General features: G+C 43.8%; 23 protein-coding genes and 2 pseudogenes. 3 read left to right on the forward strand and 22 right to left on the reverse strand.

Features of this window, described 5'->3' with window-relative positions; all coding sequences use genetic code 11:
• Positions 1-124: 124 nt before the first annotated feature.
• The 12 genes and pseudogenes from BDD30_RS05320 to xerD all read right to left on the reverse strand — a co-directional run bounded on the left by BDD30_RS05320 (position 125) and on the right by xerD (position 10,207).
• A complete protein-coding gene (locus BDD30_RS05320; RefSeq protein WP_015833367.1) occupies positions 125-592 on the reverse strand; it encodes a DUF6392 family protein in 468 nt (155 codons plus the stop codon).
• A 244-nt stretch (positions 593-836) separates the two neighbouring features.
• Positions 837-1,094, reverse strand: coding sequence for a bacteriocin immunity protein (locus BDD30_RS05330; RefSeq protein ID WP_015833366.1), 258 nt, complete (start codon positions 1,092-1,094; stop codon positions 837-839).
• Positions 1,078-1,422 (reverse strand): HNH endonuclease signature motif containing protein, encoded by a 345-nt coding sequence (locus BDD30_RS05335; protein WP_015833365.1) that lies wholly within the window; start codon positions 1,420-1,422, stop codon positions 1,078-1,080. Before BDD30_RS05335 ends, BDD30_RS05330 begins: the two co-directional genes overlap by 17 nt.
• A gap of 17 nt (positions 1,423-1,439) precedes the next feature.
• The gene (locus BDD30_RS05340) at positions 1,440-1,613 is read right to left on the reverse strand and encodes an S-type pyocin domain-containing protein (RefSeq protein WP_081461568.1); all 174 of its coding nucleotides are present in this window, start codon (positions 1,611-1,613) and stop codon (positions 1,440-1,442) included.
• The gene (locus tag BDD30_RS05345) at positions 1,597-1,851 is read right to left on the reverse strand and encodes a bacteriocin immunity protein (RefSeq protein ID WP_015833364.1); all 255 of its coding nucleotides are present in this window, start codon (positions 1,849-1,851) and stop codon (positions 1,597-1,599) included. The genes BDD30_RS05340 and BDD30_RS05345 overlap by 17 nt, the downstream gene beginning before the upstream one ends.
• Positions 1,835-2,032, reverse strand: a complete 198-nt coding sequence (locus BDD30_RS05350; protein WP_015833363.1) for an HNH endonuclease signature motif containing protein — start codon at positions 2,030-2,032, stop codon at positions 1,835-1,837. The genes BDD30_RS05345 and BDD30_RS05350 overlap by 17 nt, the downstream gene beginning before the upstream one ends.
• 56 nt (positions 2,033-2,088) lie before the next feature.
• Positions 2,089-2,673, reverse strand: a pseudogene (locus BDD30_RS05355) (PAAR domain-containing protein); the annotation flags it as partial.
• A 1,474-nt stretch (positions 2,674-4,147) separates the two neighbouring features.
• Positions 4,148-4,615 (reverse strand): DUF6392 family protein, encoded by a 468-nt coding sequence (locus BDD30_RS05360; protein WP_015833361.1) that lies wholly within the window; start codon positions 4,613-4,615, stop codon positions 4,148-4,150.
• Positions 4,612-6,285: an S-type pyocin domain-containing protein gene (locus tag BDD30_RS05365; RefSeq protein WP_015833360.1), complete on the reverse strand. Its 1,674-nt coding sequence runs from the start codon at positions 6,283-6,285 to the stop codon at positions 4,612-4,614. The genes BDD30_RS05360 and BDD30_RS05365 overlap by 4 nt, the downstream gene beginning before the upstream one ends.
• 545 nt (positions 6,286-6,830) lie before the next feature.
• Positions 6,831-8,564 carry a single-stranded-DNA-specific exonuclease RecJ gene (gene recJ / locus BDD30_RS05370; protein WP_015833359.1) on the reverse strand — a complete coding sequence of 578 codons (1,734 nt, stop codon included), beginning with the start codon at positions 8,562-8,564 and terminating at the stop codon, positions 6,831-6,833.
• 5 nt (positions 8,565-8,569) lie between these two features.
• On the reverse strand, positions 8,570-9,271 hold the full coding sequence (gene dsbC, locus BDD30_RS05375; RefSeq protein WP_015833358.1) for a bifunctional protein-disulfide isomerase/oxidoreductase DsbC: 702 nt from the start codon (positions 9,269-9,271) through the stop codon (positions 8,570-8,572).
• 24 nt (positions 9,272-9,295) lie between these two features.
• Complete coding sequence (gene xerD, locus BDD30_RS05380) at positions 9,296-10,207, reverse strand: site-specific tyrosine recombinase XerD (RefSeq protein WP_015833357.1); 912 nt, start codon at positions 10,205-10,207, stop codon at positions 9,296-9,298.
• 107 nt (positions 10,208-10,314) lie between these two features.
• Here xerD and fldB point away from each other — a divergent pair, with 107 nt between their 5' ends.
• Complete coding sequence (gene fldB / locus BDD30_RS05385) at positions 10,315-10,833, forward strand: flavodoxin FldB (protein WP_041382730.1); 519 nt, start codon at positions 10,315-10,317, stop codon at positions 10,831-10,833.
• 21 nt (positions 10,834-10,854) lie between these two features.
• On the opposite strand, the gene BDD30_RS05390 is transcribed toward fldB, so the two are convergent.
• A complete protein-coding gene (locus tag BDD30_RS05390; RefSeq protein ID WP_015833355.1) occupies positions 10,855-11,271 on the reverse strand; it encodes a protein YgfX in 417 nt (138 codons plus the stop codon).
• Complete coding sequence (gene sdhE, locus BDD30_RS05395) at positions 11,252-11,518, reverse strand: FAD assembly factor SdhE (protein WP_015833354.1); 267 nt, start codon at positions 11,516-11,518, stop codon at positions 11,252-11,254. Before sdhE ends, BDD30_RS05390 begins: the two co-directional genes overlap by 20 nt.
• A gap of 176 nt (positions 11,519-11,694) precedes the next feature.
• Between sdhE and ygfZ the strand changes: the two genes are divergently transcribed.
• A complete protein-coding gene (ygfZ, locus tag BDD30_RS05400) occupies positions 11,695-12,690 on the forward strand; it encodes a tRNA-modifying protein YgfZ (protein WP_015833353.1) in 996 nt (331 codons plus the stop codon).
• A 10-nt stretch (positions 12,691-12,700) separates the two neighbouring features.
• On the forward strand, positions 12,701-13,306 hold the full coding sequence (locus BDD30_RS05405) for an HD domain-containing protein (RefSeq protein ID WP_015833352.1): 606 nt from the start codon (positions 12,701-12,703) through the stop codon (positions 13,304-13,306).
• Between the two features lie 408 nt (positions 13,307-13,714).
• Here the strand turns inward: BDD30_RS05405 and BDD30_RS05410 are convergent, their stop codons facing one another.
• The 8 genes and pseudogenes from BDD30_RS05410 to BDD30_RS23470 all read right to left on the reverse strand — a co-directional run bounded on the left by BDD30_RS05410 (position 13,715) and on the right by BDD30_RS23470 (position 25,224).
• The gene (locus BDD30_RS05410; RefSeq protein ID WP_015833351.1) at positions 13,715-14,629 is read right to left on the reverse strand and encodes a DMT family transporter; all 915 of its coding nucleotides are present in this window, start codon (positions 14,627-14,629) and stop codon (positions 13,715-13,717) included.
• 210 nt (positions 14,630-14,839) lie between these two features.
• A complete protein-coding gene (locus tag BDD30_RS05415) occupies positions 14,840-15,130 on the reverse strand; it encodes a hypothetical protein (RefSeq protein WP_049795187.1) in 291 nt (96 codons plus the stop codon).
• A complete protein-coding gene (locus BDD30_RS05420; protein ID WP_015833348.1) occupies positions 15,123-15,473 on the reverse strand; it encodes a hypothetical protein in 351 nt (116 codons plus the stop codon). Before BDD30_RS05420 ends, BDD30_RS05415 begins: the two co-directional genes overlap by 8 nt.
• Before the next feature lie 350 nt (positions 15,474-15,823).
• Positions 15,824-16,099, reverse strand: coding sequence for a hypothetical protein (locus BDD30_RS05425; protein ID WP_041381656.1), 276 nt, complete (start codon positions 16,097-16,099; stop codon positions 15,824-15,826).
• A gap of 181 nt (positions 16,100-16,280) precedes the next feature.
• Positions 16,281-16,539, reverse strand: a pseudogene (locus tag BDD30_RS24035) (IS630 family transposase); the annotation flags it as partial.
• Between the two features lie 361 nt (positions 16,540-16,900).
• Positions 16,901-22,024, reverse strand: a complete 5,124-nt coding sequence (locus BDD30_RS05435) for a type I polyketide synthase (protein ID WP_158307053.1) — start codon at positions 22,022-22,024, stop codon at positions 16,901-16,903.
• 64 nt (positions 22,025-22,088) lie between these two features.
• Positions 22,089-24,563 (reverse strand): pentapeptide repeat-containing protein, encoded by a 2,475-nt coding sequence (locus BDD30_RS05440; RefSeq protein ID WP_015833344.1) that lies wholly within the window; start codon positions 24,561-24,563, stop codon positions 22,089-22,091.
• 4 nt (positions 24,564-24,567) lie between these two features.
• Positions 24,568-25,224, reverse strand: a complete 657-nt coding sequence (locus BDD30_RS23470) for a collagen-like protein (protein ID WP_015833343.1) — start codon at positions 25,222-25,224, stop codon at positions 24,568-24,570.
• Between the last annotated feature and the right edge of the window lie 11 nt (positions 25,225-25,235).

Genomic DNA, 25,235 nt, shown 5'->3' on the forward strand with positions numbered 1-25,235 from the left:
AATATTGATCACCTTTATTTATGTAACCCCGTTCTTGGTAAAACCCATTCATCTGCTATTTGGATTTCCAAGCTGCCTGCAAATGAATTGGCTTTTAAAAAGAACCTCCCATGTTTATTATTAACTACCAACGTACTTCTGATGTGGGTAAGAATGTCACCAGTTTGACCTGTTCTAGTAGATCATAATCAATCTGCATGCTGGTTGGAATACGAAAATCCAATAACGTATATAGCTCAGTCCAGCCAATTTCTTTAGTCAACCTTTTTCTTGGTGGGAGTGATTTTTCAGGATCACCAAAATGTTCATGAATCCATTGCCGGAACATGATAGGAATTAGTGGTGATGGTAGTTCATTTGGAAACTGGTATGAATTTTTTTTCTCATCAATCAAGATAAGCCCTATCGCAAATAAAACTTTGTTATCTCTCTTAAACGCAAGATGTACACCTTCTTTAATCATATGCAGGGATATCTCAGGATCTCCAGGATATCCTGTTGGTTTGGTTTTATAAGGAATTAGCCCTTCATCAAAAATTTCCCGATAGGTTGTCCCCAAACTATTAATTAATTCTTCAACATTGATCGTCATTATTGATATAACCTCTTTATTTATATCTAACCTATAGCATATATACCCAATAAATTTCGAGTTGCAGCGCGGCGGCAAATGAACGAATCCCTAGGAGCATAGATAACTATGTGACTGGGGTGAGTGAAAGCAGCCAACAAAGCAGCAGCTTGAAAGATGAAGGGTATACACCGGCGGCATATTCGGGATGGGAAGTACCAAAATATAATCGCGGAAATCCTTTTCCTCATTTACCGAATCCCAGTTATTCCTTAAAGCCAGGTTTGCCGTTTTTAGCTCGCCATTCCTTTATAACTTTAAGCACACCTTCAGGGCTATCTTCCACTCCATTTTCTGGGTAGAAAATTAACCCATTTCGTCTGGGATGCTCGGTAATTATTTCAATATGTTTTACTAAACTGTGATATTCATACTCAGTTTTACATTCACCATTGAAAATTTTATTCAGCAGAACTAAAAATTCAGTTTCTGTATAATCTTCCAACTTACTTTTTAAATTCATCCCACTTTTCTCCTTTATTAGCGTGTATTTTTATATGCCGCTTCGGCGTCAATATGCGAAGATTATCCATGTTATAAACCTCACCACCTTCATTAATTGATTTAACATGATGAATCTCAAATACTTCTCTACCTCCAGCCTGCTCTTCAGGAATTGTATATGGGGAATAACCTTTAGGTACGTTTACCGCATTTGCTCTTGTGAATTGTTTAGACAATTCCGGATCACTACCAACCTCTTTCCAAAACACCTTTCTGAAATCGTCAAAGCTATTAAATCTCCTCCCACGTAATTTATCCGCTATCTGACTGGGAATGGGGGCTCCCATACCTTGTCCTGCGCGACTTAACCAATTTCCTTCGATTTTTGCCCCCGACCAGTAACTACGCCCGGTTGATTTCGGGGAGTATTGAACATCACATAAATTGGTTTCATGCCTGAACCGGCAGGAAAGACCAGAATATAATCGAGGAAATCCTTTTCCTCATTTACCGAATCCCGGTTATTCCTTAAAGCCAGGTTTGCCGTTTTTAGCTCGCCATTCTTTTATAGTTTTTAAAATTCCCTCTGGAGAATCATTTTCTCCATTTTCGGGATAATAAATTAAATCTGTCCCCGAAGGATGTTCAGTTATTTTTATAAAATTCTCTAATAAAGTATCTTGCTCTTTCTCCGTACCTTCATCCGATATTATTCTTGAAATTAAATCTATAAATTCATTTTCGGTATATTCTTCCAATTTATTTTTCAGTTTCATTTTTCTTTATCTCTTTATTTGAATGAATTTCAATATGCCGCTTTGGTGTCACGACTCGTAGATTATCAAAATCATAGATATTGCCGCCATTCTTAACCAAATCAACATGATGGATTTCAAAAGAACGCCTCTTTCCTAATGTATCAATAAATCTTGCTCTAGGCGCTCTTCCATGTTTCATTCTAGTTCCATTCCTTGGAATAAATTGCTTAGACAACTCAGGATCATTAGCAACCTCTTATCCGGCTCCGGCGGGTGTTTCTTATTTGGGGGCGGTGGTTCCGGTTTCGGCGGTGTCACCGGCGCAGGCGATGACGAAACCTGATAGATCCCCATGCGCCCGAAATTATCCGCGGGTTCCGCGTCGGTTCCAGCATCAGTACAGCCTTTACCCCGCAGACAAGACTTGGTAAACACCGGGGTTGGCGGCGGGGCTTTTATCACCGGAGGCGGCCCGGATTGCACGCTTTCCGCTTCCTTAACCGGCGATGAGATATTCTGAGCCGCCATATTAACCGGCGCTGTGGCCGGATGATTGGGCTGCTCCTGTTTTTCGTAACTGTCCCTCTCCGAATTAATAAACCAGGCCCGACAGGGGCAGGTACTGACACTGTCCAATGTGCCCGCCAGTTTGCGTCCCATGTCAAACACATCTGAAACACCCCCGACAATCATATAAGTACCGGGATGTTTACCGCAGGTCACCTTATCCCCTTCACGCGCGGTTGCCTTCCCGTTAAATGTCATCGTGTGGTCACCGGTAATAATCTGGCCGCCACAAGTCGTCTTATCACCAACGAGCAAAAAATATCCTATTGCAATCTATTCGCTTCTCCATTGGCTGACCACATGAAGAATGGGTTTAACTGAAATCACTATCATATTTTTACCACTTGTGAGTTAACAAATGGTCAGTAATGCATCGAATTTAACTTAAGGTATATAGGAATAGTCCGAAAATGGCTGATTTTATCGCCTCGAATATATGTAATAACTTATGTTTTATAACAAGCCATAAACACATAATTAACACAAGGACCAGTAAAGGGGGATAAACAAGATACGACTGAAGTGATTATTACAAACCATTCTTTTGAATGAATAGTGAATGAGGACAGCCCACAAAACTATCGAGGTTCTTCTGTTGAAAAAGGAAAATACGGCGGTAGTACTCAATTGCAATCAATGCTATTTAATGATTTATCGACGATGTTATCCTTGCCTTTATTTTACATTGACCTAATCCTCCATAAAATGCAGGGATATTAAAGTTTTTATATAATAAAAGGCAGATTTAAATCAACAAATGCACTTTTCAAAAAGATAGTTAACTGTATTTAATCGAAGCCCATTAACCATTAATAAAGAGTTGAAAAGCAATCGGTGTAAAAACGAATATTATCCGAAGAAACGGGTATTTAAACGCTTTTTCTCTGTTATTTTATGCAGTAAATCCCAAAAATAACACAATAAAAAATGGATAAAACGATTAATCTGGCAGGATTTAAGACCTAAAAATAGGGGATTATCCGTGAGGACAACTTATTAAAACTATTCAGGATTACCGGTAAAACAGCATCATTAAAACTAAAATCGGCTATGATTAACGTTCATTAAACGTAAAACCACGATATGCCATGATGATTAAACTTGATAAAAATCAGATGGTAAAAATCATAATTAAAACTTTACACCGACTAAAACTGAGGATTAACACGATAACTTTTAAAACAGTTTAAAACCGACTTATTATAAAACCATCAGTAAAAAATGAAAAATAAAAATCAACTCTACTAATTCTTATATCCATTTTTGAAAAAAAGAAAAATAAGAACATGATTCGTTTAATCAGAAAGTATATTTCCCAAAAGGAAATGATTTTATTAACTTTTTCAATCTGGAGTAAACTTTGTCGTAGATAGATTAAATAGTCATAATTAACACCTTTTACCCAAAAAAAATAATTAACAGATTGATTTTCAATAAAAAATTTCCTGATAAGATTTTTTCAGGCTATTTATTAACACTTAAACATTAACCACCATTATTTTTATAACCTCTTTATCCAATAAAAGCAGAAAATTAAAAAAACATTCAAATTATTAACCGAAATAATTTCCTTTTCAATAAATTGCTCTGCGTTTTTCTCTAAGTAACTTAATTAACATATTAATATTAATCACCATTGTTTATATAACCCCCGTTCTTGGTGAAACCAATTCATCTGCTATTTGGATTTCCAAGCTGCTTGCAAATGAATTGGCTCTTAAAAAGAATCTCCCATGTTTATTATTAACTACCAACGTACTTCTGATGTGGGTAAGAATGCCACTATTTTAACACGTTCTAGTAAATCGTAATTAATTTGCATACTAGTTGGAATACGAAAATCTAGCAGTGTATATAATTCTGTCCAGCCAGTATCTCTCTTTAATATTTTCTGAGGAGGAAGTGATTTTTCAGGATTTCCAAAATACTCATGAACCCATTGCCGAGACATCATCGGAACTAATGGTGAAGGTAGCTCATTTGGAAACCGGTATTGTGGTTTCTTCTCATCAATTAAAGTAAGCTCTATAGCAAATAAAACTTTATTAACCCTTCTAAAGGACAAGTAAACACCTTCTTTAGCCATATTTAAAGATATATCAGGATCTCCAGCAAACCCTGCAGGTTTGGTTTTATAAGGAATTAATCCTTCATTAAAAATTTCCTGATAAGTTCTTCCTAGATTGTTTATTAGTACCTCTACATTGACTGTCATTTATACAACCCCTGTTCCTCGTTTAGTTTATGCATCCTATGGCGAGCATTTTCAAGCTGTACTTCTGTTGCACCATAGCTTTTCAAGCTCGGTTTTATGGCATCAAAATTCCTATCTAATGCCGCACGTAAATCTTGCGAATCTCTTTCAATCTGTTCTGCCGAATTTCTTCCTCCATAAGTTTGACTGAGTTTTTTATGTACCTCTTCCGGAATAATAATTGCAGATACATTTTTAGAATCAGAATTTAATTCGGAAGGTAATAATTTAGGATATAACGCTTTTAACCTTGCCTTAACCGCAGCAGCCGAAGGCATATGATCAGCATGTGTTCCATTTCTTAATCTGCCCGCAAAATTGCGATACAAATCCACTTCAAACAATTTCACCGGCGGTTTACTCAAATACACATACACCGGCGGCATATTCGGAATGGGAAGTACCAGAATATAATCGCGGAAATCCTTTTCTTCCGGCATCGGTAGCGATTCAATATCGCTGCCCACTTTATCCGGGATCGGCAATACGGTTATTTGCGATGGAATAAACGGCGGTTCTTCATTCCCGGTATGGGCCGGAACTTTAAATTCCTGTTCGTTCGGCGTCCATAAAATCGTCGGCCTGTTCTCTCCCGGCTCCCAGAACTCGTAATTCCCCGTGGTCTGGTTCAATCTCATCACATGAACCGGCACTTCATCCAGCCCACTTTCCGGGCTGACGTGATACCCCTGAACCGTCATCCTGCCGCTTTCTTCATCTCTGATCCAGCGGAAACGAACACGAGTCGGCACTTTACCAAACTGTTCGGCTATTTGCCTGAGTTGATACTCACTTAAATAATCCTCCTCACCCTGATTCAGCGACGGCGAATAGAACAGTCCCATTAGCCCAACCGTTACCGGATTCGGGGCCACCAGCCAGCGTCCGGCACTGATGGCGCTACCACCGATGTAACGCATCGCCAGTGCTTCCCCTTCCGCTACTGCGCTGCGGGCAGTCGCAGCCATCGCGGTCGCGGCGGCTTCGGTTTTATCTTTGCCATCACTCAACCACCGTTTATACCACGGTAATTTTTTATCCTGCGGTTTATCCGGTTTCGGCGAGTGTTTTCCGCCTTGTGGGGGCGGTTCTGGCTTCGGCGTCGTCACCGGCGCAGGCGATGACGAAACCTGATAGATCCCCATGCGCCCGAAATTATCCGCGGGTTCCGCGTCGGTTCCGGCATCGGTACAGCCTTTACCCCGCAGGCAAGACTTGGTAAACACCGGGGTTGGCGGCGGGGCTTTTATCACCGGAGGCGGCCCGGACTGCACGCTTTCCGCTTCCTTAACCGGCGATGAGACATTCTGAGCCGCCATATTAACCGGCGCTGTGGCCGGATGATTGGGCTGCTCCTGTTTTTCGTAACTGTCCCTCTCCGAATTAATAAACCGGGCCCGACAGGGGCAGGTACTGACACTGTCCAATGTGCCCGCCAGTTTTCGCCCCATGTCAAACACATCTGAAACACCCCCGACAATCATATAAGTACCGGGATGTTTACCACAGGTCACCTTATCCCCTTCACGCGCGGTTGCCCGCCCGTTAAATGTCATGGTGTGGTCACCGGTAATAATCTGGCCGCCACAGGTCGTCTTATCACCAACGAGCAAAAAATACCCTATTGCCATCTATTCGCTTCTCCATCGGCTGACCACATGAAGAATGGGTTTAACTGAAATCACTATCATATTTTTACCACTTGTGAGTTAACAGATGGTTAATAATGCATCGAATTTAACTTAAGGTATATAAGAACAGTCCGAAAATGGCGGATTTTATCGCCTCGAATATATGTAATAACTTATGTTTTATAACAATCCATAAACACATAATTAACACAAGGACCAGTAAACGGGGGGATAAACAAGATACGACTGAAGTGATTATTACAAACCATTCTTTTGAATGAATAGTGAATGAGGACAGCCCACAAAACTATCGAAGTTCTTCTGTTGAAAAAGGAAAATACGGCGGTAGTACTCGATTGCCAATCAATCAGCAATCAATGCAATGTTTAATCAGAATTAATGAAAATTCGCCAATGATGCGTGAGTTGTGATGAAAAGGATTGGCAAAATCCCTTTCATCATTTACCTACATGCTGTTTTTTAAAGTCCGGTTTTCGTTTTTAGCTCACCATGCTTTTATCATGTCAAGCACACCTTCAGGGACGTTAATAAGGCCAAAGATGCTGAATCAAAAGTTGCACATCACGATTGCCTCTAAACTCATTAACATCCAGTTTATAAGCAAGTTCCACTGCACGGACACTGTTATCCGGCCAGCGAGTTGGATCGATATTGAATACGATACCATCTAACATTGGTCCACCATTTAATGGCTCTACAATCACTTTTAAATGACGTTCTCCAACAATACGCTGTTGATGTAACTTGAATTTACCGTCAAAAACAGGTTCCGGGAAGGCTTGCCCCCAAGGGCCACCATCACGCAACATTTCAGCCATTTCTAATGTCAGTTCACCAATCGCCAATTCACCATCACTCCAGATAACACCTTCAAGTTGCGAAATATCCAACCAATCTGCCATCAGAACAGAAAAATGATGCTGGAATTGTTCAAATTTATCCTGTTCAAGTGACAGGCCGGCAGCCATTGCATGACCACCAAACTTAAGTATCAACCCTGGATTTAAAGTATCCAATCGTTCAAGGGCATCACGCATATGCAGCCCCTGAACTGAACGGCCAGAACCTTTCAAAGTACCATCACCCGCCGGCGCAAAAGCGATAACAGGCCGGTGAAAACGTTCTTTAATACGGGATGCCAGAATGCCCACTACCCCCTGATGCCATTCGGGATGATAGAGCGCCAGTCCATAAGGCAATTCAGTGCTAGTACGTTCGAGTTTGTCACAGATTTGCAGTGCTTCTTGCTGCATTCCCTGTTCTATTTCACGACGGGTATGATTCAGTCCATCCAATTCGCAAGCTATCTGACGCGCTTTTGCTATATCATCAGTTAGCAATAAAGCGACGCCAATAGACATGTCATCCAGACGACCTGCGGCATTCAACCTTGGTCCAAGAAAAAAACCCAAATCGCTGGCGGTCAGTTTATGAGCATCACGTTTGGAAACTTCCAGTAATGCACGAATCCCCGCGCAACAACGTCCGGCACGAATGCGATTTAGCCCCTGATAAACCAAAATCCGGTTATTGGTATCCAAAGGCACAACATCGGCGACAGTTCCCAGCGCAACCAAATCCAGCATTTCGGCTAAATTCGGCAGAGCAACACCCTGCTTTTCAAACCATTGCTCTTTTCTCAGAGCCGCTCTCAAAGCAGACATCAAATAAAATGTGACGCCAACTCCCGCTAATGATTTAGACGGAAACGAACAATCAGACAGATTGGGGTTAATAATGGCATCAGCGGCTGGCAGAATCTCACCCGGCAAGTGATGATCTGTGACAATCACCTTCATCTGGTGCTGATGAGCCGCCGCAACCCCATCATGAGAAGAGATACCATTATCCACGGTAATAATAAGATCGGCGCCTTTTTTGACGACCTCCTCTACCACCTGTGGGCTTAAGCCATAACCATCTTCAAAACGATTTGGCACCAGATAATCCAGATTACGATATCCCATCGCGCGTAATGATCGGATAGCCAGTGCCGTACTGGTTGCACCGTCAGCATCAAAATCGCCGACAATAACGATACGCCAGTGTTCATGCAATGCTGCCAGTAATAGCGATACCGCCTGTTGTACACCACTCAGATGCTGATAATTGAGCAATCCTTGCACACTTCGCTCCAATTCATTAGCTTGCTGGATACCTCGAATGGCATATAAACGGCGCAGTAACGGATGGATTTGTTGTGGAAGGTGACTATCATCCACCGCCGGACGGCGGCGGAGTCGTGTTTCAATATTCACTAAACTTATTTACCACTCTGATCTAATGTCTTTGCCAACGCTTCTGGTGGCATATATCCACCTAATAAGTTGCCATCTTTAAGGATAATCGCCGGCGTTCCCTGCACGCCAAACTGGAGCCCCAATTTATAATGGTTAGCGATATTCACCTTACAGCCTTTAATTGGCGAAATATCATTACCTTTAAACGCAGCATCCAGTGATTTCTGTGGCGTCGCACTACACCAAATAGATTGCATCTCTTCAGCAGACTTATGCTTCATGCCCTGGCGAGGGAATGCCAAATAGCGAACAGTAATCCCCAATTTATTGTATTCTTTCATATTTTCATGCAATTTATGGCAGTAACCACATGTAATATCCGTGAAAACAGTCACAACATGCTTTTCTTCTGGCGCTTTGTAGACAATCATTTGGTCTTTCATCGCTTCCAGCTTTTTCATTAATAATTGATTACTGACATTCACTGGAGAACTACCACTGACGTCGTAAATTGGCCCTTGCAATAAATACTTGCCGTCATCAGATAAATAAATGATACCTTGCTCGGTGACTATCGTATTTAAACCAACAATAGGTGATGGTTTGATACTTTCTACCTTGATCCCCAATTTTTGCATTGTTCCATGAATAGCGCCATCATCAGCCAGTGCATTTCCGCTAATTAAGGTCAGCAAAAGAGAAAAACATAACACGCTTTTTTTCATTATTCAGTTCCTTTAAATCCACGCTCACCCACGCGGATGATGTTGTTGATGTAGCAATCTGAGTCGTTCTGTTGCTACATGAGTATATATTTGTGTTGTGGATAGATCGCTATGCCCCAGTAACATCTGCACAACCCGTAAATCAGCCCCATGATTAAGCAAATGCGTTGCAAATGCATGGCGCAAAACATGAGGAGATAGTCGTTCAGTATCAATTCCGGCCAATAGGGCATAATGTTTAATTCGGTACCAGAAAGTCTGTCGCGTCATTTGTCGCCCCCGGTTACTGGGAAAAAGCACATCCAGAGTTGCACCATTTAGCAATCCGTCTCTCCCGTACTCTATATAATTCTCCAACCAATAAATGGCTTCTTCTCCTAAAGGCACCAATCGTTCTTTATTGCCTTTACCAATCACCCGTACTACTCCCTGACGCAGACTGACGTCAGAAAGTGTCAACCCCACCAACTCAGAGACTCGTAAACCACAAGCATAAAGCACCTCAAGCATCGCTTTATCCCTCAGTTCCACAGGCTGATCGGTACAGGGCGCATTAAGCAAGGCTTCTACCTGCTTTTCACTTAAATCTTTAGGCAATCGCTTAGGTAATTTAGGTGCTGATAAAAGCGCAGTCGGATCATCTGCCCGCATTTTTTCCCGGTAAAAATACTGGAATAACTGACGCATGGCACTGAGTAAACGTGCTGAGCTACTGGCTTTATATCCCCCATCTACGCGTTCGGCCAGAAAAGATTGCAAATCAATTGATTGAACAGATAATAAATCATGACCATAATTAACCAGCCAGTTATCCAATGCCTGTAAATCCAACCGATAAGAAATAAGCGTATTTTCCGCAAGATCATGTTCTAACCAAATAGCATCAAGAAACTGTTCTATCAATGGATTTATCAACTGAGTCTGCTCTTCTGACACGAAACTCTTTCCTTAAATTTGCAAATCTATGTTGGCTATTATGCCTGAAAAAGCAATTATTCTGTTACAATGCCAGCCCTGATGTCCAAAAACCATAATAATTAATGATGAAGATTGGTCTTTTTTACGGTTCCAGCACCTGTTACACCGAAATGGTGGCAGAGAAAATCCGCGATATCCTTGGTGAGGATTTAATTGATCTCCACAATATCAAAGATACAGCACCTGAATTAATGGAAGAATATTCCGTACTGATTCTCGGCATCCCAACATGGGATTTCGGCGAATTACAGGAAGACTGGCAAACTATTTGGGATCACATTCCTTCCCTCAATTTACAGGGAAAAATCGTCGCCATGTATGGTATGGGTGACCAGATTGATTATGCCGAGTGGTTCCTTGATGCGCTTGGTATGTTATATCGCCATCTACTCCCTTCAGGCGTGCATTTTATTGGCTTCTGGCCGACCGAAGGTTACGAGTTTACCAGCCCGAAACCATTAACCGATACTGGTTCACAATTTGTCGGGCTGGCTTTGGACGATGTCAACCAGTATGAGCAAACCGATGAGCGTTTATCGCAATGGTGTATACAAATCCTGCAAGAAATGGAGCCTCTGCTTTAAATCAGGAAAATTTCAGCTCAATCAGATATCAGGATATTGCAACAACAGTTGATTAATATTCCTCCATTCATCCTGTGACATACTATCGGATGCTATCCATAGGCGGATTTTTTTCTGGTTATAAAAAGATTGAGCGGTAATTAATAGCCCATAGCGACACAGCCATGGCTGTCGGATAATTTGCCATTCGTGTTTTTTCCATTGCAACTTATTATCATTGAGCAGAACTAAAATCCCCTGTGATTTACGGATATTTTTCTGGCTACGCCCCCAACTGGCAATAATCAACAGGACCAAAGGAAGCCAGAAAATGCAGAAAATAGCGTCATCCGCCGGCCACGGAGCAAGTAGTACTATAAGTGCTATTACACCATGAGCACAGGTAGAAATTAGCTGGGTATGCCAGGATACCCTGAGATCACATTTCCACAGGACCACGATCTTTATTTCTATTCTGAATAAGTTTAATCATGCGGAATAGCTCTTCATCTTCCGGACACCCATGATTCATTAGCCAGTTAAACAGATCAGGATCAGCACATTCGAGTAAACGAATAAAAAGTCGTTTATCATCATCACTGAGTGAGTCATATTCATACTTAAAAAACGGCATAATTGAAATATCCAGCTCACGCATTCCACGCCGACATGCCCAATGTATACGTGCTTTATTATCAATATCCATGTTCAAAAAATCCCCTTTTTATTTTCATTGTCTGTGTTAAATCGATTAGCCAGTAAATCGCCCGGCAAACTTATGCATCATGCCAGCTAATAGCAATAATAACTACTTGCATTGTGCTTCAGCTCTTTTACCATTGATACATCATTGGCTCAAATATCTGACTAGCAGGATATGTCATGACTTATAAGACTCCGTTTTCTTCACAATTTCCATTACCTTCATCAAGCCTTCCCCTGACTTTAATCTCTCTGGATGACTGGGGCCTGGTAACAGCAACTGGACCGGATACCAAAAAATATCTGCAAGGTCAGGTTACGGCAGATATTTTCGCACTTGCCGCGAATCAACATGTGCTTAGTGCACATTGTGATGCAAAGGGCAAAATGTGGAGTAATCTACGCCTCTTTCATCGTGGTGAAAACCTTGCTTATATTGAACGCCGCAGTGTGCTGGAAACCCAGTTTACAGAACTGAAAAAATATGCGGTATTCTCTAAAATTACACTCGTTCAGGATGAAAATGCCGTGCTGTTAGGTGTTGCAGGTAAAGGCTGCCGCGAGGCACTGAATAATATTTTCCCAACACTACCCGATGCTAATAATGCTGTCGTTGAACATGAAACCACAACTTTACTCCATTTTACCTTGCCATCTGAGCGTTTTATGTTGATTACCGACACAGCAACGGCTGAGCTGTTAACAGAAACACTCCAGGCTCAGCTGAATAATAGCGAACAGTGGTTAGCTCTGGATATTGCCGCCGGCTTCCCGGTTATTGATCCGGCAAACAGTACACAATTTATTCCTCAGGCAACTAATCTTCAAGCATTGGAAGGAGGTATTTGTTTTAAAAAAGGGTGTTATACCGGTCAGGAAATGGTGGCTCGTGCTAAATACCGCGGAGCAAACAAACGGGCAATGTACTGGCTGGCTGGCAGTGCGGCCAAAATTCCTGTAGCCGGAGACGATCTGGAATGGCAACTGGGAGATAAGTGGCGGAGAACAGGCACCGTTTTGGCTGCCGTTAAGATGAATGATGAGAGTGTCTGGGTACAAGTCGTCATGAATAATGATATGGAAAGTGACAGTGTATTCCGTGTCCGTGACGATGAAGGCCATTCACTCACTATTCAGCCTCTACCTTATTCTCTCGATGAAGAGAAAAATAATTAATGAGGTTTATATGTCGTTAGCAGTACCTGCCGTTGATTTTGGTCCTTTTACTGATGTAATTGGTTTTTTGATGGAATTGGATAAGCTGAAGAAAGTTCAACGGCGGACTAAGTTATTGGATAACCAGCGTCAGGAAAATTCAGCAGAACATAGCTGGCATTTCGCTATCGCAGCGATGAGTTTTGCACCTTATATGAAAGGGGTAAATACTCAGCGAGTTATTCAGATGGCATTAATTCACGATATTGTAGAAATTGATGCTGGTGATGTGATGGTCTACGATTTAGCTGCCCGTGAAGCCATTCATGGACAAGAAGTTAAAGCCGCCAACCGTCTTTTTGGTTTACTCCCCGAACCTCAGAAAAATCACTTTATGTCACTTTGGCAGGAGTATGAAGCAGGAGAAAGTCAGGATGCTCTTTTTGCTAAAATGCTAGACAGATTGATGCCAGTTCTGATGAATCTGCATAACAAAGGCCAAAGTTGGGTGGAAAATGATATTAGCCTGGAGCAGGTGATTAACCGCAATAAATTTATTGCCGATGTTTATCCTGAATTCTGGCAATACTTGTTACCACAACTGGAAGCGTCTCAAGCTAAAGGCTGGTTAAAATAACTTTTCCCAAAAACTCTACGCTAAAATTCAGTGCGCCATATTAGAAAATATGGCGCACTGATTGATATGGAAAAAATAATAATGCCTTATGAAGTCAATTATCCCACCAAAATAATAATCTTACAGAAAAGAAAATCAGGAGTAGTCCCATTATTCTTTCAATCCAGTGGCCATAACTGACAAACCTATTTCTCATTACCCCAATAATGAAGGGACTGTACTATTCGGCTCAAGATTAACCAAAAACAGGGAGGACCCGTTGCACCGGAAAGGCACTGGGTGGATTACGGTTGCTCATACGGGTATACACTTATTGCTACAGGATAATTAAACACCTAAGCAAAGCATGACGGTAAAACTATTACCGCCATAGTTATGTAATATAGGCAGCCAGATTAAACAATTGTATCAACGACTCCGAACCACTAACCCTATTCCTAAACAAACGGGAATGACACCTAAGACCCCAATAAAGCTGGGCATTTCATGCAGTAAAACCCCCGCAAGTACCAATCCAAACACCGGGTTCAGAAAATGACAGGCGCTGGCTTTGCTTGCACCGGCAGTACGGATAAGGTGAAACCACAACAGCATAGCACCGATAGAGACAACCAACGCAAGATAGAGAGATACAATCCAGAAACGTCTGTCCAGATTTACCGTTGACAAGTTTTCAAAAAGCAAGGACAACACCAGCATAATGAATCCTGCGATAATCGTTGACCATGTGTTGATCCAAAAAGGAGAAATATCACTGGCATAACGTCGATAAACAATGGTTCCACACGTCATAGAAACTGTACTTAACCCAACCAGCGCAAATCCCAGAAGCTGGAACTGAGTGGAATCGCCATCAACCAATTGCCCATGAACAATAAGCCATACGCCGCAAATGCTCAGTATAAGACCTGCCAGTTTTTTCTTGGTTAAAAGCTCCCCGAGCGTAAAGTGTGCCAATACAGCCGTAATAATGGGGGCTGTACTGATGATAATGACGACAAATCCCGCCGGAAGAATTTGTAACGCATAAAAACTCAGTCCAAGATACAGTACATTGTTCAACATCCCCAATATCAGTGCCAGCAGCCACGAACGGGTTTTACGGTCGGGTATTTTGGCACTAGGTATAAACCCCATGATCAATACCATGAACAAGCCAGCCAGCAGGAATCGTATGGCCAGTAAAAACAAGGGCGGTGATGACTCAATGCCAAACTTTCCGGCTATAAAGGCTGAACTCCAAAGTACAGAGAATAGAGTAGCCATCAGCAATATTTTAAGGTTTTCTTTTATATTCAATGTTGAGTTGTATTTTGTGTTCATGGCTGGCTTATGTTGTTATGTGATTATTTGTCTTTAGTGTACTCGGCCGATTTCATCCAGTTATCATCGTAAAATTTTGATAAATATTTGAGTCCAGAATCAGGAACGATAGTCACAATACGCTTGCCCTTACGCCCTTTCTGAGCAAACATCAACAAGGTACTGCCCGCTATCCAGCCTGGATACACTCACAAAATACCTACCAAAATTTCACCCAAACAAATAACGAGCCACAGCTAATGCCAGCCCAGCAGTACCAATTATGGTTGCAGCTAACCATTTTGTCTGTGCACTGATTTCTTTATGTAAGTCGCCTTTTGTCGCAAACTCTTCAGATCGAGTTGTTAGTTTTGTTAACTCTATCTTTATTTGTATGACATCTGATTCAAGACGCGCCACTCTTGGCCCTAAACTGCCGCCATCACCACCATCATTACGGGTAGTATCCATATCATTACCCCCTTTACGTTTAGTGCTATTTATATAAGATACATTACTCATCATGAGATCCTTTCTCTTGCTGACTCAACCAATGAAGCACAGAGCTGACCTCATAAGTGGTAATATAACCACAACTATCACAGCTAAGTTTATAATAATAATTGGCATCACTATCGATGGGTTGCTCTGGTGCGTGTCTGAAAAAAGTAACAAATGTTTTACTAACCGATTGTCCATGAAGCAAGTCAGCAACCATAGCTTTGTTTGTCTCAGCAATAACTTGCTCACCAACACTGTAGCACATCGGGCATATTCGAGTTACTTTCTTCGCATCCAAAAACCTGAAGAAAGTATCAGCGTTTATTGTTTCCAACTTCTTGATAAGTTTATTTTTGTCTTTCATTTAATCACCATCATAAATGTTTTCATTAATAAGCTCCTTAATTTATAAGCTAAGGGAAACGTTCAACGCAAATCCCACCCCCAACGTATGTATATATTATATAGTTAACCAACCTTCTGGCCGCTTTGGCTATTGTATGTGTCGTCGCCTCTCCCAGAACGTGAAGTAAATATGGTTTATGAATTCCTTGAAACTTATGAAGAAGCCCTGGAAACACTCCTCATGAAGTTTTAAAAATAGCTGAGGTGATAATGATAAATCACACAAATTTCATTTTAAAACCAAACGCCACCAATGTTGTATCCGTATCTCTTGAAAACATTAATGGCGAATTCTTGTTAACAGCAATGTTAACGAACAGGTGTTAATTCTTGGACCCGCTCGGCTTCTTCAATGCACTGTTCAATATACTTTCGATGTCCGTAATGCGTGTCTGTATGGGCGGGTATTTCTTTAAAATGATTTCTAATGGCTGTGTCAAATGGAGAGAAATTTTTGATGGAAGATATCGATAATTCGGACATCAACGCTATTAGAAGCGTTTTATGAATGTCCAGTTGCTCTTGAAGATTTGAAATTTGTTCGTGTAATGACTCAATTTCTTTTCTTTCATACTCATTTAACATTGTGATTACCTTCTTAATTGAGAGGATTAATAATATCTAATATACCCTTCATCCTTCAAGTTGCTGCTTTGTTAGCTGCTTTCACGCACCCCAGTCACAGAGTTATCTATGCTCCTGGGGATGCGTTCACTTGCCGTCGCCCTGCAACTCGAAATCCTTAATTGCGGTAGCAGGTGACAGCAACGCCACCGACATAAGTTATTTGGCCTGCCTGAGCGTTTAGGCAACCGGCGAAATAATATTTTTGATTTTTTCCTAGCGTAGCAAAACGTTTATGCTGTCCCTTGAAATACCTATCAGAACCTATTATTTGGGTTAAAGTGAATATCGACTTCATTTTCATAAAACACCGGATGTTGCTCTGAGGCGCTGGACAAAGCGTCCGTGATTTTTGCCCTTTTTTCACCGTACTCAGGGCCAAGCAATTTTAAGGTAGAGGCTTATGGATAGTTTTTTTCATCTGGCGACGTTCATTTCGGGATATTGGTGCTATGATCAGCATAACTTAGTCCGGTGAATGATTTGTTTTGATTTGGCGATTGCTCAGATCGCAAAAATCGGACTGAGTTCCCTTCGAGGGATCTACATTTTGGAATTTTATTTAAGACAACCCCAAAACAAATATCATATTTCTCAATAATCAATTTATTAAACTTATACCCGTTATCTTTCAAGTTGCCTCTTTGTTGGCTGCACTCACTTCCCAAATAGAACATTAGAGGCATCGTAGTCCGATAAATTTTCTAAATCGCCACTACGTGCCTCTGAATTGACACCCCTTAAACAACTCGAAGATTATTCCTATTTCGCAATTGCCTTAACTTGCAGTCGATATGTAATCAAGGATGCAAGTTCTGCCAACGACTTATCACCCAGCAGCAACTCCAGAGGAATATCCAAACGTAATTGTTTGTTAATTTTTTGTACTAACATCAAACCATTCAATGAATCAATACCGTTGTCGGTCAGTGGTTGATCTGGCTGAAACACCTCAGCTGGTGAACCAACAATCTCACCACAGAAAGCCTGTAACAAGCTGACAATATCATCCAGATTATTCACCGCAAGCGTTGCATCTGCGGAGCTCTGAACCACATTTTCTTGCTGAATATCACGTAATAACGGTAGATGACTCATCGGGCTGGAAAGTAAATTTGACCAATTCGTCAAGAACGGCACCAGTTGCGGCTCAATCCGGGCAAACAAGCGCTCTAAAACCGCTAATCCCTCCTCTGAACCAAATGGCTGTAAGCCACTGTTTTCCAATACGGTGAGGGTTCGACTATCCCGCAAAGCGATCCCCGCTGCCCACGGTCCCCAGTTAAGGCTTAACGCCGGTAAACCTTGCTGACGCCGTAAGCAGGCCAGACTATCCAACATGGCGTTAGCCGCTGCATAAGATGCCATACCCGGTAAAGCTAATAGTGCCCCCAACGAGGAAAACATAACAAAATGCTCTAAAGGTGCATCAGCCAGCGCTTGATGTAATGTCCAGGCGGCTAATGCTTTAGCGGCAAATACTCTATCAAACGCCTCAGGACTGAGTTCACGGTATCCTTGATCTTCAACATGCGCGGCACAATGAATTACCCCACGTAGCGACTGGTTGGTCTGTTGTCGATACTGAGCCAAACAGATGTTGGTCATTTCCACATCACCGAGATCAATCGGCAGATAATTAGCCTCGACCCCCTGTTGATGCAGCATTTCCAGTAACTTCTGCTCCTCTGCATTAAGATTAGGACGACGCCCAATCAATAACAAATGACGAGCACCATGCTGTACCATCCAGGGAATCAATTGACGCCCCATATCACCAAAGGCACCAGTCAGTAAGTAACATCCATCTGGGCGAAAACGCACTGGGGGTAGCACGGGTATTTCTGGTAATGGCACAAGGCGTAGCACATAACGTTGAGCATGGCGCAGAGCTAATTGATCCTCACCATCATCGGTCAACAACGCGTCCCACCATTTGGCTGGAGCCGTGGTACTGTCAATATCCAGTAATCCCCCCCACAGTGCAGTCGCTTCCTGTTGACCAATAACACGCATCATGCCCCATAATGCTGCGGCAAAGGGATCAGGCAGATCTTGCTCAGTGACTTGATGAGCACATTGGGTCACTATCCACAAACGTGGTTTTATCGATCGTTCAGCCAGCGCTGCACATAAATGGATCAATGAATGATAAGCCATCCGCGGGGCTTGCAACGGCCAGAGAATCAGGATTCTTTCGGTCTCAACAGGAAGGGTATCAACCAGTTCTTGCATTTTCTGATCACGGTCGGGCAGACCAGAATATAACGAAGCATGCCCACCACGGCGTTGCAACTCATCAGCCAACTCTTCTACCAGAGCGTTTTCACCACCTAAAATAGTCCACCGCATTACAGACTCTGTTGATGGCTGAGCGGGTAGTTCACGCCACTGAGGTTGGCCGACAACCAGATTGTTCAGTCGGGAAGACAAGCTGTTTTTTCTATTACCAACAAGCTGAACGCAGAACCCACTGATCTGACAAAGCAACATACCGCTATCAGTATAGACATCAATATCACCAAACCATTGTTGTTCCGTCTGCTTAGTATTTCGAGCATGGGCATAAACCCGGCCTGACAAGTTACCATTGATACGCAAATGCTGAATACTTACCGGGATACGGAACTCGTTGGCAGGAATTGGCGCGTGAACATCAACAGACTGAATCGCCAACAATGATTGGAAGATGCCATCCAACGCCGCAGGGTGAAAATCCATTCCCGCCGGTGCAGGTGGTAATTCAATCTCACAGATTGTTTCCTCTTCACCGACCAACGCATGACGCAGAGTACGAAAAACACCACTATAGCTGAAATGCAGATGTTGGAATGCTTGATACAACATCTCTTGGTTCCACACACAAGGATAGCGATCATTTGCCGCTAACGGAGGGATAGCACACGCAGTCGCACCCGGTACAACAATGCTCACCTGCGCACTGGCTGCCAGTTGATAATGTGCATCCTCATCCAAATTACGGGTAATGTATACTTGCACTACCATTCGCTGGCGATCTAGCTGTGTCTTTAACCTGAACTCTATGCCTGGCTCCAGCAATAAAGCCGATTGCAACACCATATTATCAAGCGCCAATCCAACGCCAGGAAAGCAGATACGAGCCGCCGCCAACATGACTTCAATATAGCCCGCAGCTGGAAACATTGCATTGCCCATGACCACATGATCGAGTAACCAAGGCACTTGTTCCACAGCTAACTCAGCTTGCCAACTCTCACTACCCGGCTGGGCTTCGCCCAATAATACACCGCTCAATATACGTAATCGGCGGCGGCGGCTAATCTCTGGCTCATACCAATAAGATTGCTGATGCCAAGAGTAAGTGGGTAGATCGATTGGGCAAGCCGTAGGCATTAAAGCCCGCCAGTCCGGTTCAATACCGGCTTCAAACAGTTGCCCTAACAGTTGTGGCCAAGTCTGCCCTGCACGACAAGCAAACACCTGTCCTCGATAAGGCTGACTCCAATCCTTCAATCCTGCACTCAGTAGGGATTTAGGTGAAATTTCAAGAAAATGGTGGAAACCCGCTTTGAGCATATTTTCTACCGCATCGTCAAAACGGAATGGCGTGACTACATTGTCAGCCCAATGTTCAGGACTCAACTTACCCCTAATCAACTCCCCTGTGACTGATGAAAATACCGGCAACAAGGGTTCTGCCGCAGGAATCGTTGCCGCATCCGCGGTCAACCCAGCCCTGATTGACTCTAAGTAGTAGGAATGAGAAGCAATTCTATAATTGAGCCGACTACTGGCGATACGCTGACGCTTTAAACGATCAGCAACAGCTGTTAATTCACTTACAGGCCCGGACAATAAGCAACGGTCGATACTATTACGCCCAGCTATCACCACAGCAGGCTCGGCACCGGGAGCAGACAAATGAGGCAATATTTGCTCTATTGTCGCAGCCACGATTAATAATCCGCCGCCCTTATTCAACACTCGTTCCAGATAATGATAACGCTGATGTAACAGTGTCAGCGCCTGCGTCAGATCATAAATTCCCGCCAGATAACAAGCCGCCGTTTCACCGGAACTATGACCAAGTAACGCCGCAGGTCTGAATCCCCACTTTTGCAGCTGCGCAGCCATTGATACCTGCACGGCAAACTGCATCGGCGGCTCTATGAGTTCATCGGCAGAGCTCAATGCCGCATATAAGGAAGGTGCAGAAAATCCCGTCCAAATTGCCTCACAACGTTCGAATTGTTCAGTAAACTCAGGAAATTGTTGAAACCAAGCTATAGCATCTTTCCAATCTTCACTGCCAATACCAGCAAAGATCCAAGCCAAACGATCAACTTTTTTATGATTCTGCTTCGACGACACATTCAGATTAGTCAACTGCTGTCGCAACTGTTCTCGGTTACTGAATGCTATTCCCTTACGTAACGGAAAGCAGTGACGAGTCGTCGCCAGGCTATAGCACAAATCATCAAGGGCAATCTCCGGCTGCCGTTGCAGCAAATCAGCAATATTCTGAGCTTGTTGCTTCAGAGAAAATTCAGACTGCGCAGACAATGGCAGCATGAAAGCTTGCCCTTGCGTCGCCCGAAGTTGTACGGAAGATTCAGCATGATTACTTAACACGACATGAACATTCGTTCCGCCAAAACCAAAGGAATTCACTCCAGCTATCACTTTTCCTTCAGGCAGTGGGGTTAACTGCCGTGGAACTTGCAATCCCAACTCGGTAAAACGAATGTAGCGGTTAGGGGGATCGGCATGTAAATTGCCCGGTACCTGTCCCCGTTGTAAACACAATACCGCTTTAATTAATCCAGCAATACCTGCCGCGGCTTCCGTATGACCAATCACGGATTTACACGCGCCGATCAGCAATGGGCGATCTGTCGGATCGGGTCGACACACCAGTCCCAGCGCTTCCGCTTCTATCGGATCGCCTACCGCGGTTCCGGTGCCATGAGCCTCAATATAATCAATCTCTTCTGGGGAAATCCCTGCCTGAGCACAGGCCATCCGAATCACCCGTTGTTGTGCTGCGCTACTTGGCTGGGTAATCGTGGGAGTATGACCATCTTGATTTGCCGCCGAACCGTGGATCACCGCCAGAACGGGATCGCCATCCTGTAAAGCTGCGTTCAACGGTTTCAGCAAAACAGCGCCGACTCCCTCGCTACGCACATAACCATCAGCATTAGCCGAAAAGCTATGACAGCGGTTGGTAAGTGATAGAAAACCGGTACGACTTTCCACTACCGAAAAATCAGGTATCAGCATTAACTGGCTGCCACCGGCCAGAGCCAGTTGCGACTCTCCGCGCCGTAAACTTTCACAAGCCAAATGTACCGCCAACAGGGACGATGAACAGGCGCTATCAATGGTCAGGGACGGCCCCCGAAAATCAAACACATGGGATATCCGGTTTGACAACATAGTTCCCATCGCGCCGGTTGAGGTATAACCGGTAGTCTGGCGTAAATCAGTAAATTGAAGGTGCATGTAATCATGAGTGAAAGCGCCGACATAGACACCAACTGCCTGACCTGCCAACGATTTTGGCGCTATTCTCGCCCGCTCCAGCGTTTCCCATGCCACCTGTAACATCAGGCGATGCTGCGGATCGATAAAAGGCGCTTCTGTATTACTGATATCAAATACCGCTGCATCGAAGCCAGCAACATCAGCGATAAATCCCCCTTCTCGCGCCACCATTCTCCCTGGCAAATTGCGATCTCGGGAATGATAAGCCTGAGTTGACCAACGTTCGGGGGGGACTGGGGTAATTGCATCGCTTGAACCACATAACAGCTGCCAGTATTCCTCTGGGGAGCTAACGCCCCCCGGAAAACGGCAACCCATACCGATAACAGCAATTGGCATATTGTCACTTCTCATCATATTGATATCCATAGTGGTATTCTTTACTCCGATTAGTCGTTTGCCAGATCATTGTTCTTACTTATCAACACCAAGTCGTTGGGCTGGGAATACATCTCGGCGGATGAGGTGGTAATCCCGGTGTCATCAATGATTGATAACTAATACCCGTATTGAGTAACTGATAACGCAAACCACTTGGGCAAGTGGTAGCACCATCCATCGCCTGAGTGATATCAATTGTCACCCCAAAAGCAACATTAACCGGTTGTAATGTATTGTCAGCCGCAACCCGGATGATACGTAATGGCGATCCACCACAAACTTGCAGATGGTTATTGCCGACCTCGCTCACCCGAATCACAACAAAGTTACAATATCCCCGGTAACTCAGATCGGTGTCCTGCGGCTGGTTAGAGATAATCCAATATTGATCATTTTGTTTTTCGATGATTTTGGCATTAGACAACAGGTTATAGCCGTTATCGATAAATACCTGCCGCAATTCCTTTGATATCACGCCACTATCTAATGAATTCACCAACTCAAGCGCCGCACTGAATAAAGGCACACCTGTCTGCTTCTTACCTGCTTCCTCAAGCGGCAAAGCTACCGCGCCATTAGTCAGATTAGCGCCAGTCAATTTAGCTTCAGTGAAAATAGTGCCTTGAATTGAAGCAAAGGCCAGAGATGCCGGTTTAAGACCTTGAGTTGGTTCCAACATCGCCTTGCTGAAGTTGGTATTCACCAAATTAGCATAGGCCAAATTTGCACCATATAACCGTGCCTGAGTGAAATTCATGGTCGCTAAGTTAGCCTTCGATAAGTTGACTTGCTCCAGATTAGCGTTATCAGCTCTGGCGTCGCTGCCGTACCAATGAGCGCCGGACATATCAACCGCATACAGATTAGCGCCCGTCAAGATAGCGTTAGGCATAAATGTGTTGGCAAGAATTGCCGCATTACCACCATTATCTTGAGCAACGTTTAATTGCCCATTCTGATAGTGAATAAATAACGGTTTACCTTCATGTTCCACCAGCCAGTTCTGGCCCGGCTGACGAACCAACACCTCTGCTTGGCCGTTGATCAACATCTTTCCCTGATACAACATTTGATGTAACTGTGCAGGCAGCTGCTGATTATCCAGCGATTGAGCCTCGGCTTCATCCAGATATGTCACTGTGGATAAGGCCCCAAATTGAGCACCGGTCAGATCAACATTCGCCAGGCTAGCATTGGACAAATTCGCACCCACTAAAGAGACATTACCCAAGACAGTAGCGCCAGCCAGATTGGCACCGACCAGAACGGCACCATTGAGTGATGTATAATCCAGATTTACCTTCTTCATTGACGCCATCAGGAATACGACCTGATCCAACTTCTGCTTACTCAGATTGACCCCATCCATCTGTGCTTGAGTAAAATTGGTTTTAGCGGTAATCGTGGCATCAACCAGATCCATTTCTGTTAGCACCGTTGCTAATAAGGTACTGTCGCTGAGGTTAAGCTGACTATAACCGGTGGTTAACGATAACCGGGCATTGGTCAGATTAGCGCCACTGAAATTAACATGATTGATATTCGCCCCAGTAAAATCCGTCCCTACTAACGTGGCTTGACTAAAATTCGAAGTCTGCAAAGTGGTATTTTGTAAATTTACCAGCGTCATAATCGCCCCGGTAAAATTACAGGAAGCCAGACTGGCACCGCTTAGATCAACATTAACCAGATTCGCCTGCGATAAATCAGCATTCTCCATGATCACCGAAGGTAACAACGCACCTGAGAAATTAGCCCCGGGCGCTTTTAGACGATTTAATACCGGCTGACCACCACTGCTCTTACAGCCACGGAAAATGGCATTTGGTAGCTCAGCACCAGGCATATTGGTATCACTACCCACGATACACTTTTCAAAAAGTGCATTTTTACCATGAACATCCGTTAGATCAGTCTTACTTAAATCACAACCACTAAAATTACAATCATCAACTTTAACATTCGTTAAATCAGCGCCAAGCAATGTGGAGCCACGCAGGTCGGCATTGGACAAATCGACGGCCATCATCACCATTTCATTCAAATTCTCTTCGGCGAGATAGGCAAAACGTAGATCGGCGCCCATGGCTCCCCAGTCTTTGAGATATTCCAGGCTTTTTGTCACGACGGTACGAGTAAATTGGGCTGACAGAGGCGGACTGCTAGTGACTGCTTGCCAAATCAGCCCAGATTGTTGCACCACCAAATAGCTGTCACCACTGCTACTAATACGACGCAGGCGAAATCCAGATCCTCCTACCTCTTCCAACCGGATCTCAGCAACCGTACCATCGCGCGGTTGATTAGCTTGAGGAGTATTACCGCTCACAGCCAAATATCGACCATTGCCCGCCTGTAACCAAAAGCTAGTCATGCCATAAGCATTAATCATTTGATTTATCGCCCCTGATTGCTTGGCTGACAGGCTAAGCGTACCATCCTCCTGAACCGTAATCAGTTGGCCAGAAGCCGCTGCAAATTGCCATTTGCCAGCAAAAGATCTGGATTCGCTCATGTCATTATCCTCGCAGCAAGTGATTTACAGAAACCTTTCCAACTCTCCCAGCCTGACCACCACTGGCGCTAATCCCTCCAATACCATATCCTCCATCGGGTGCATGTGAACCATCTCCATTTACCCCACCGCGCCCGGCGATCCCTCCTGCACCACCTGGCTGACCGAGTCCTCCGTTCCCGCCATTAGAAGTGGCAGATACCGGTTTTGGTAAGCTAGTCTGGTTATATCTGACCCAAACATTACCACCATCGCCGCCATCCCCTCCATTGCCGCCATTGCCACCATTGCCACCATTGCCACCGTCCCCTCCCGGCTTGCCTGACGATGACGAATTACCACGGCCACCATTACCGCCATCCCCCCCATTGCCACCGTAACCCGCTATGCCACCATCACCACCATTACCGCCATTATTGCTAATCCGTGCGACACTCTGTACGTCAAAACGGGTACAACGCAGGGCAAACCACCAGCTAGAACCGGATTGACCATCCAGGCCACTCTTACCAGAATGACCATTACTACCAGGGCTACCGGCAGTGGCTGGCTTACGACGAGAGGCATTCTGACCATCAGCACCTCGTTGACCATCAGCGCCATTGGCTCCATCGGCACCATTTACACCGTTAGTCCCCAAAATTTGAATATCTGCGACCATAACTCCTCCTT

The organism is Photorhabdus asymbiotica, assembly GCF_003634575.1.
Taxonomy (GTDB): Bacteria; Pseudomonadota; Gammaproteobacteria; order Enterobacterales; family Enterobacteriaceae; genus Photorhabdus; species Photorhabdus asymbiotica.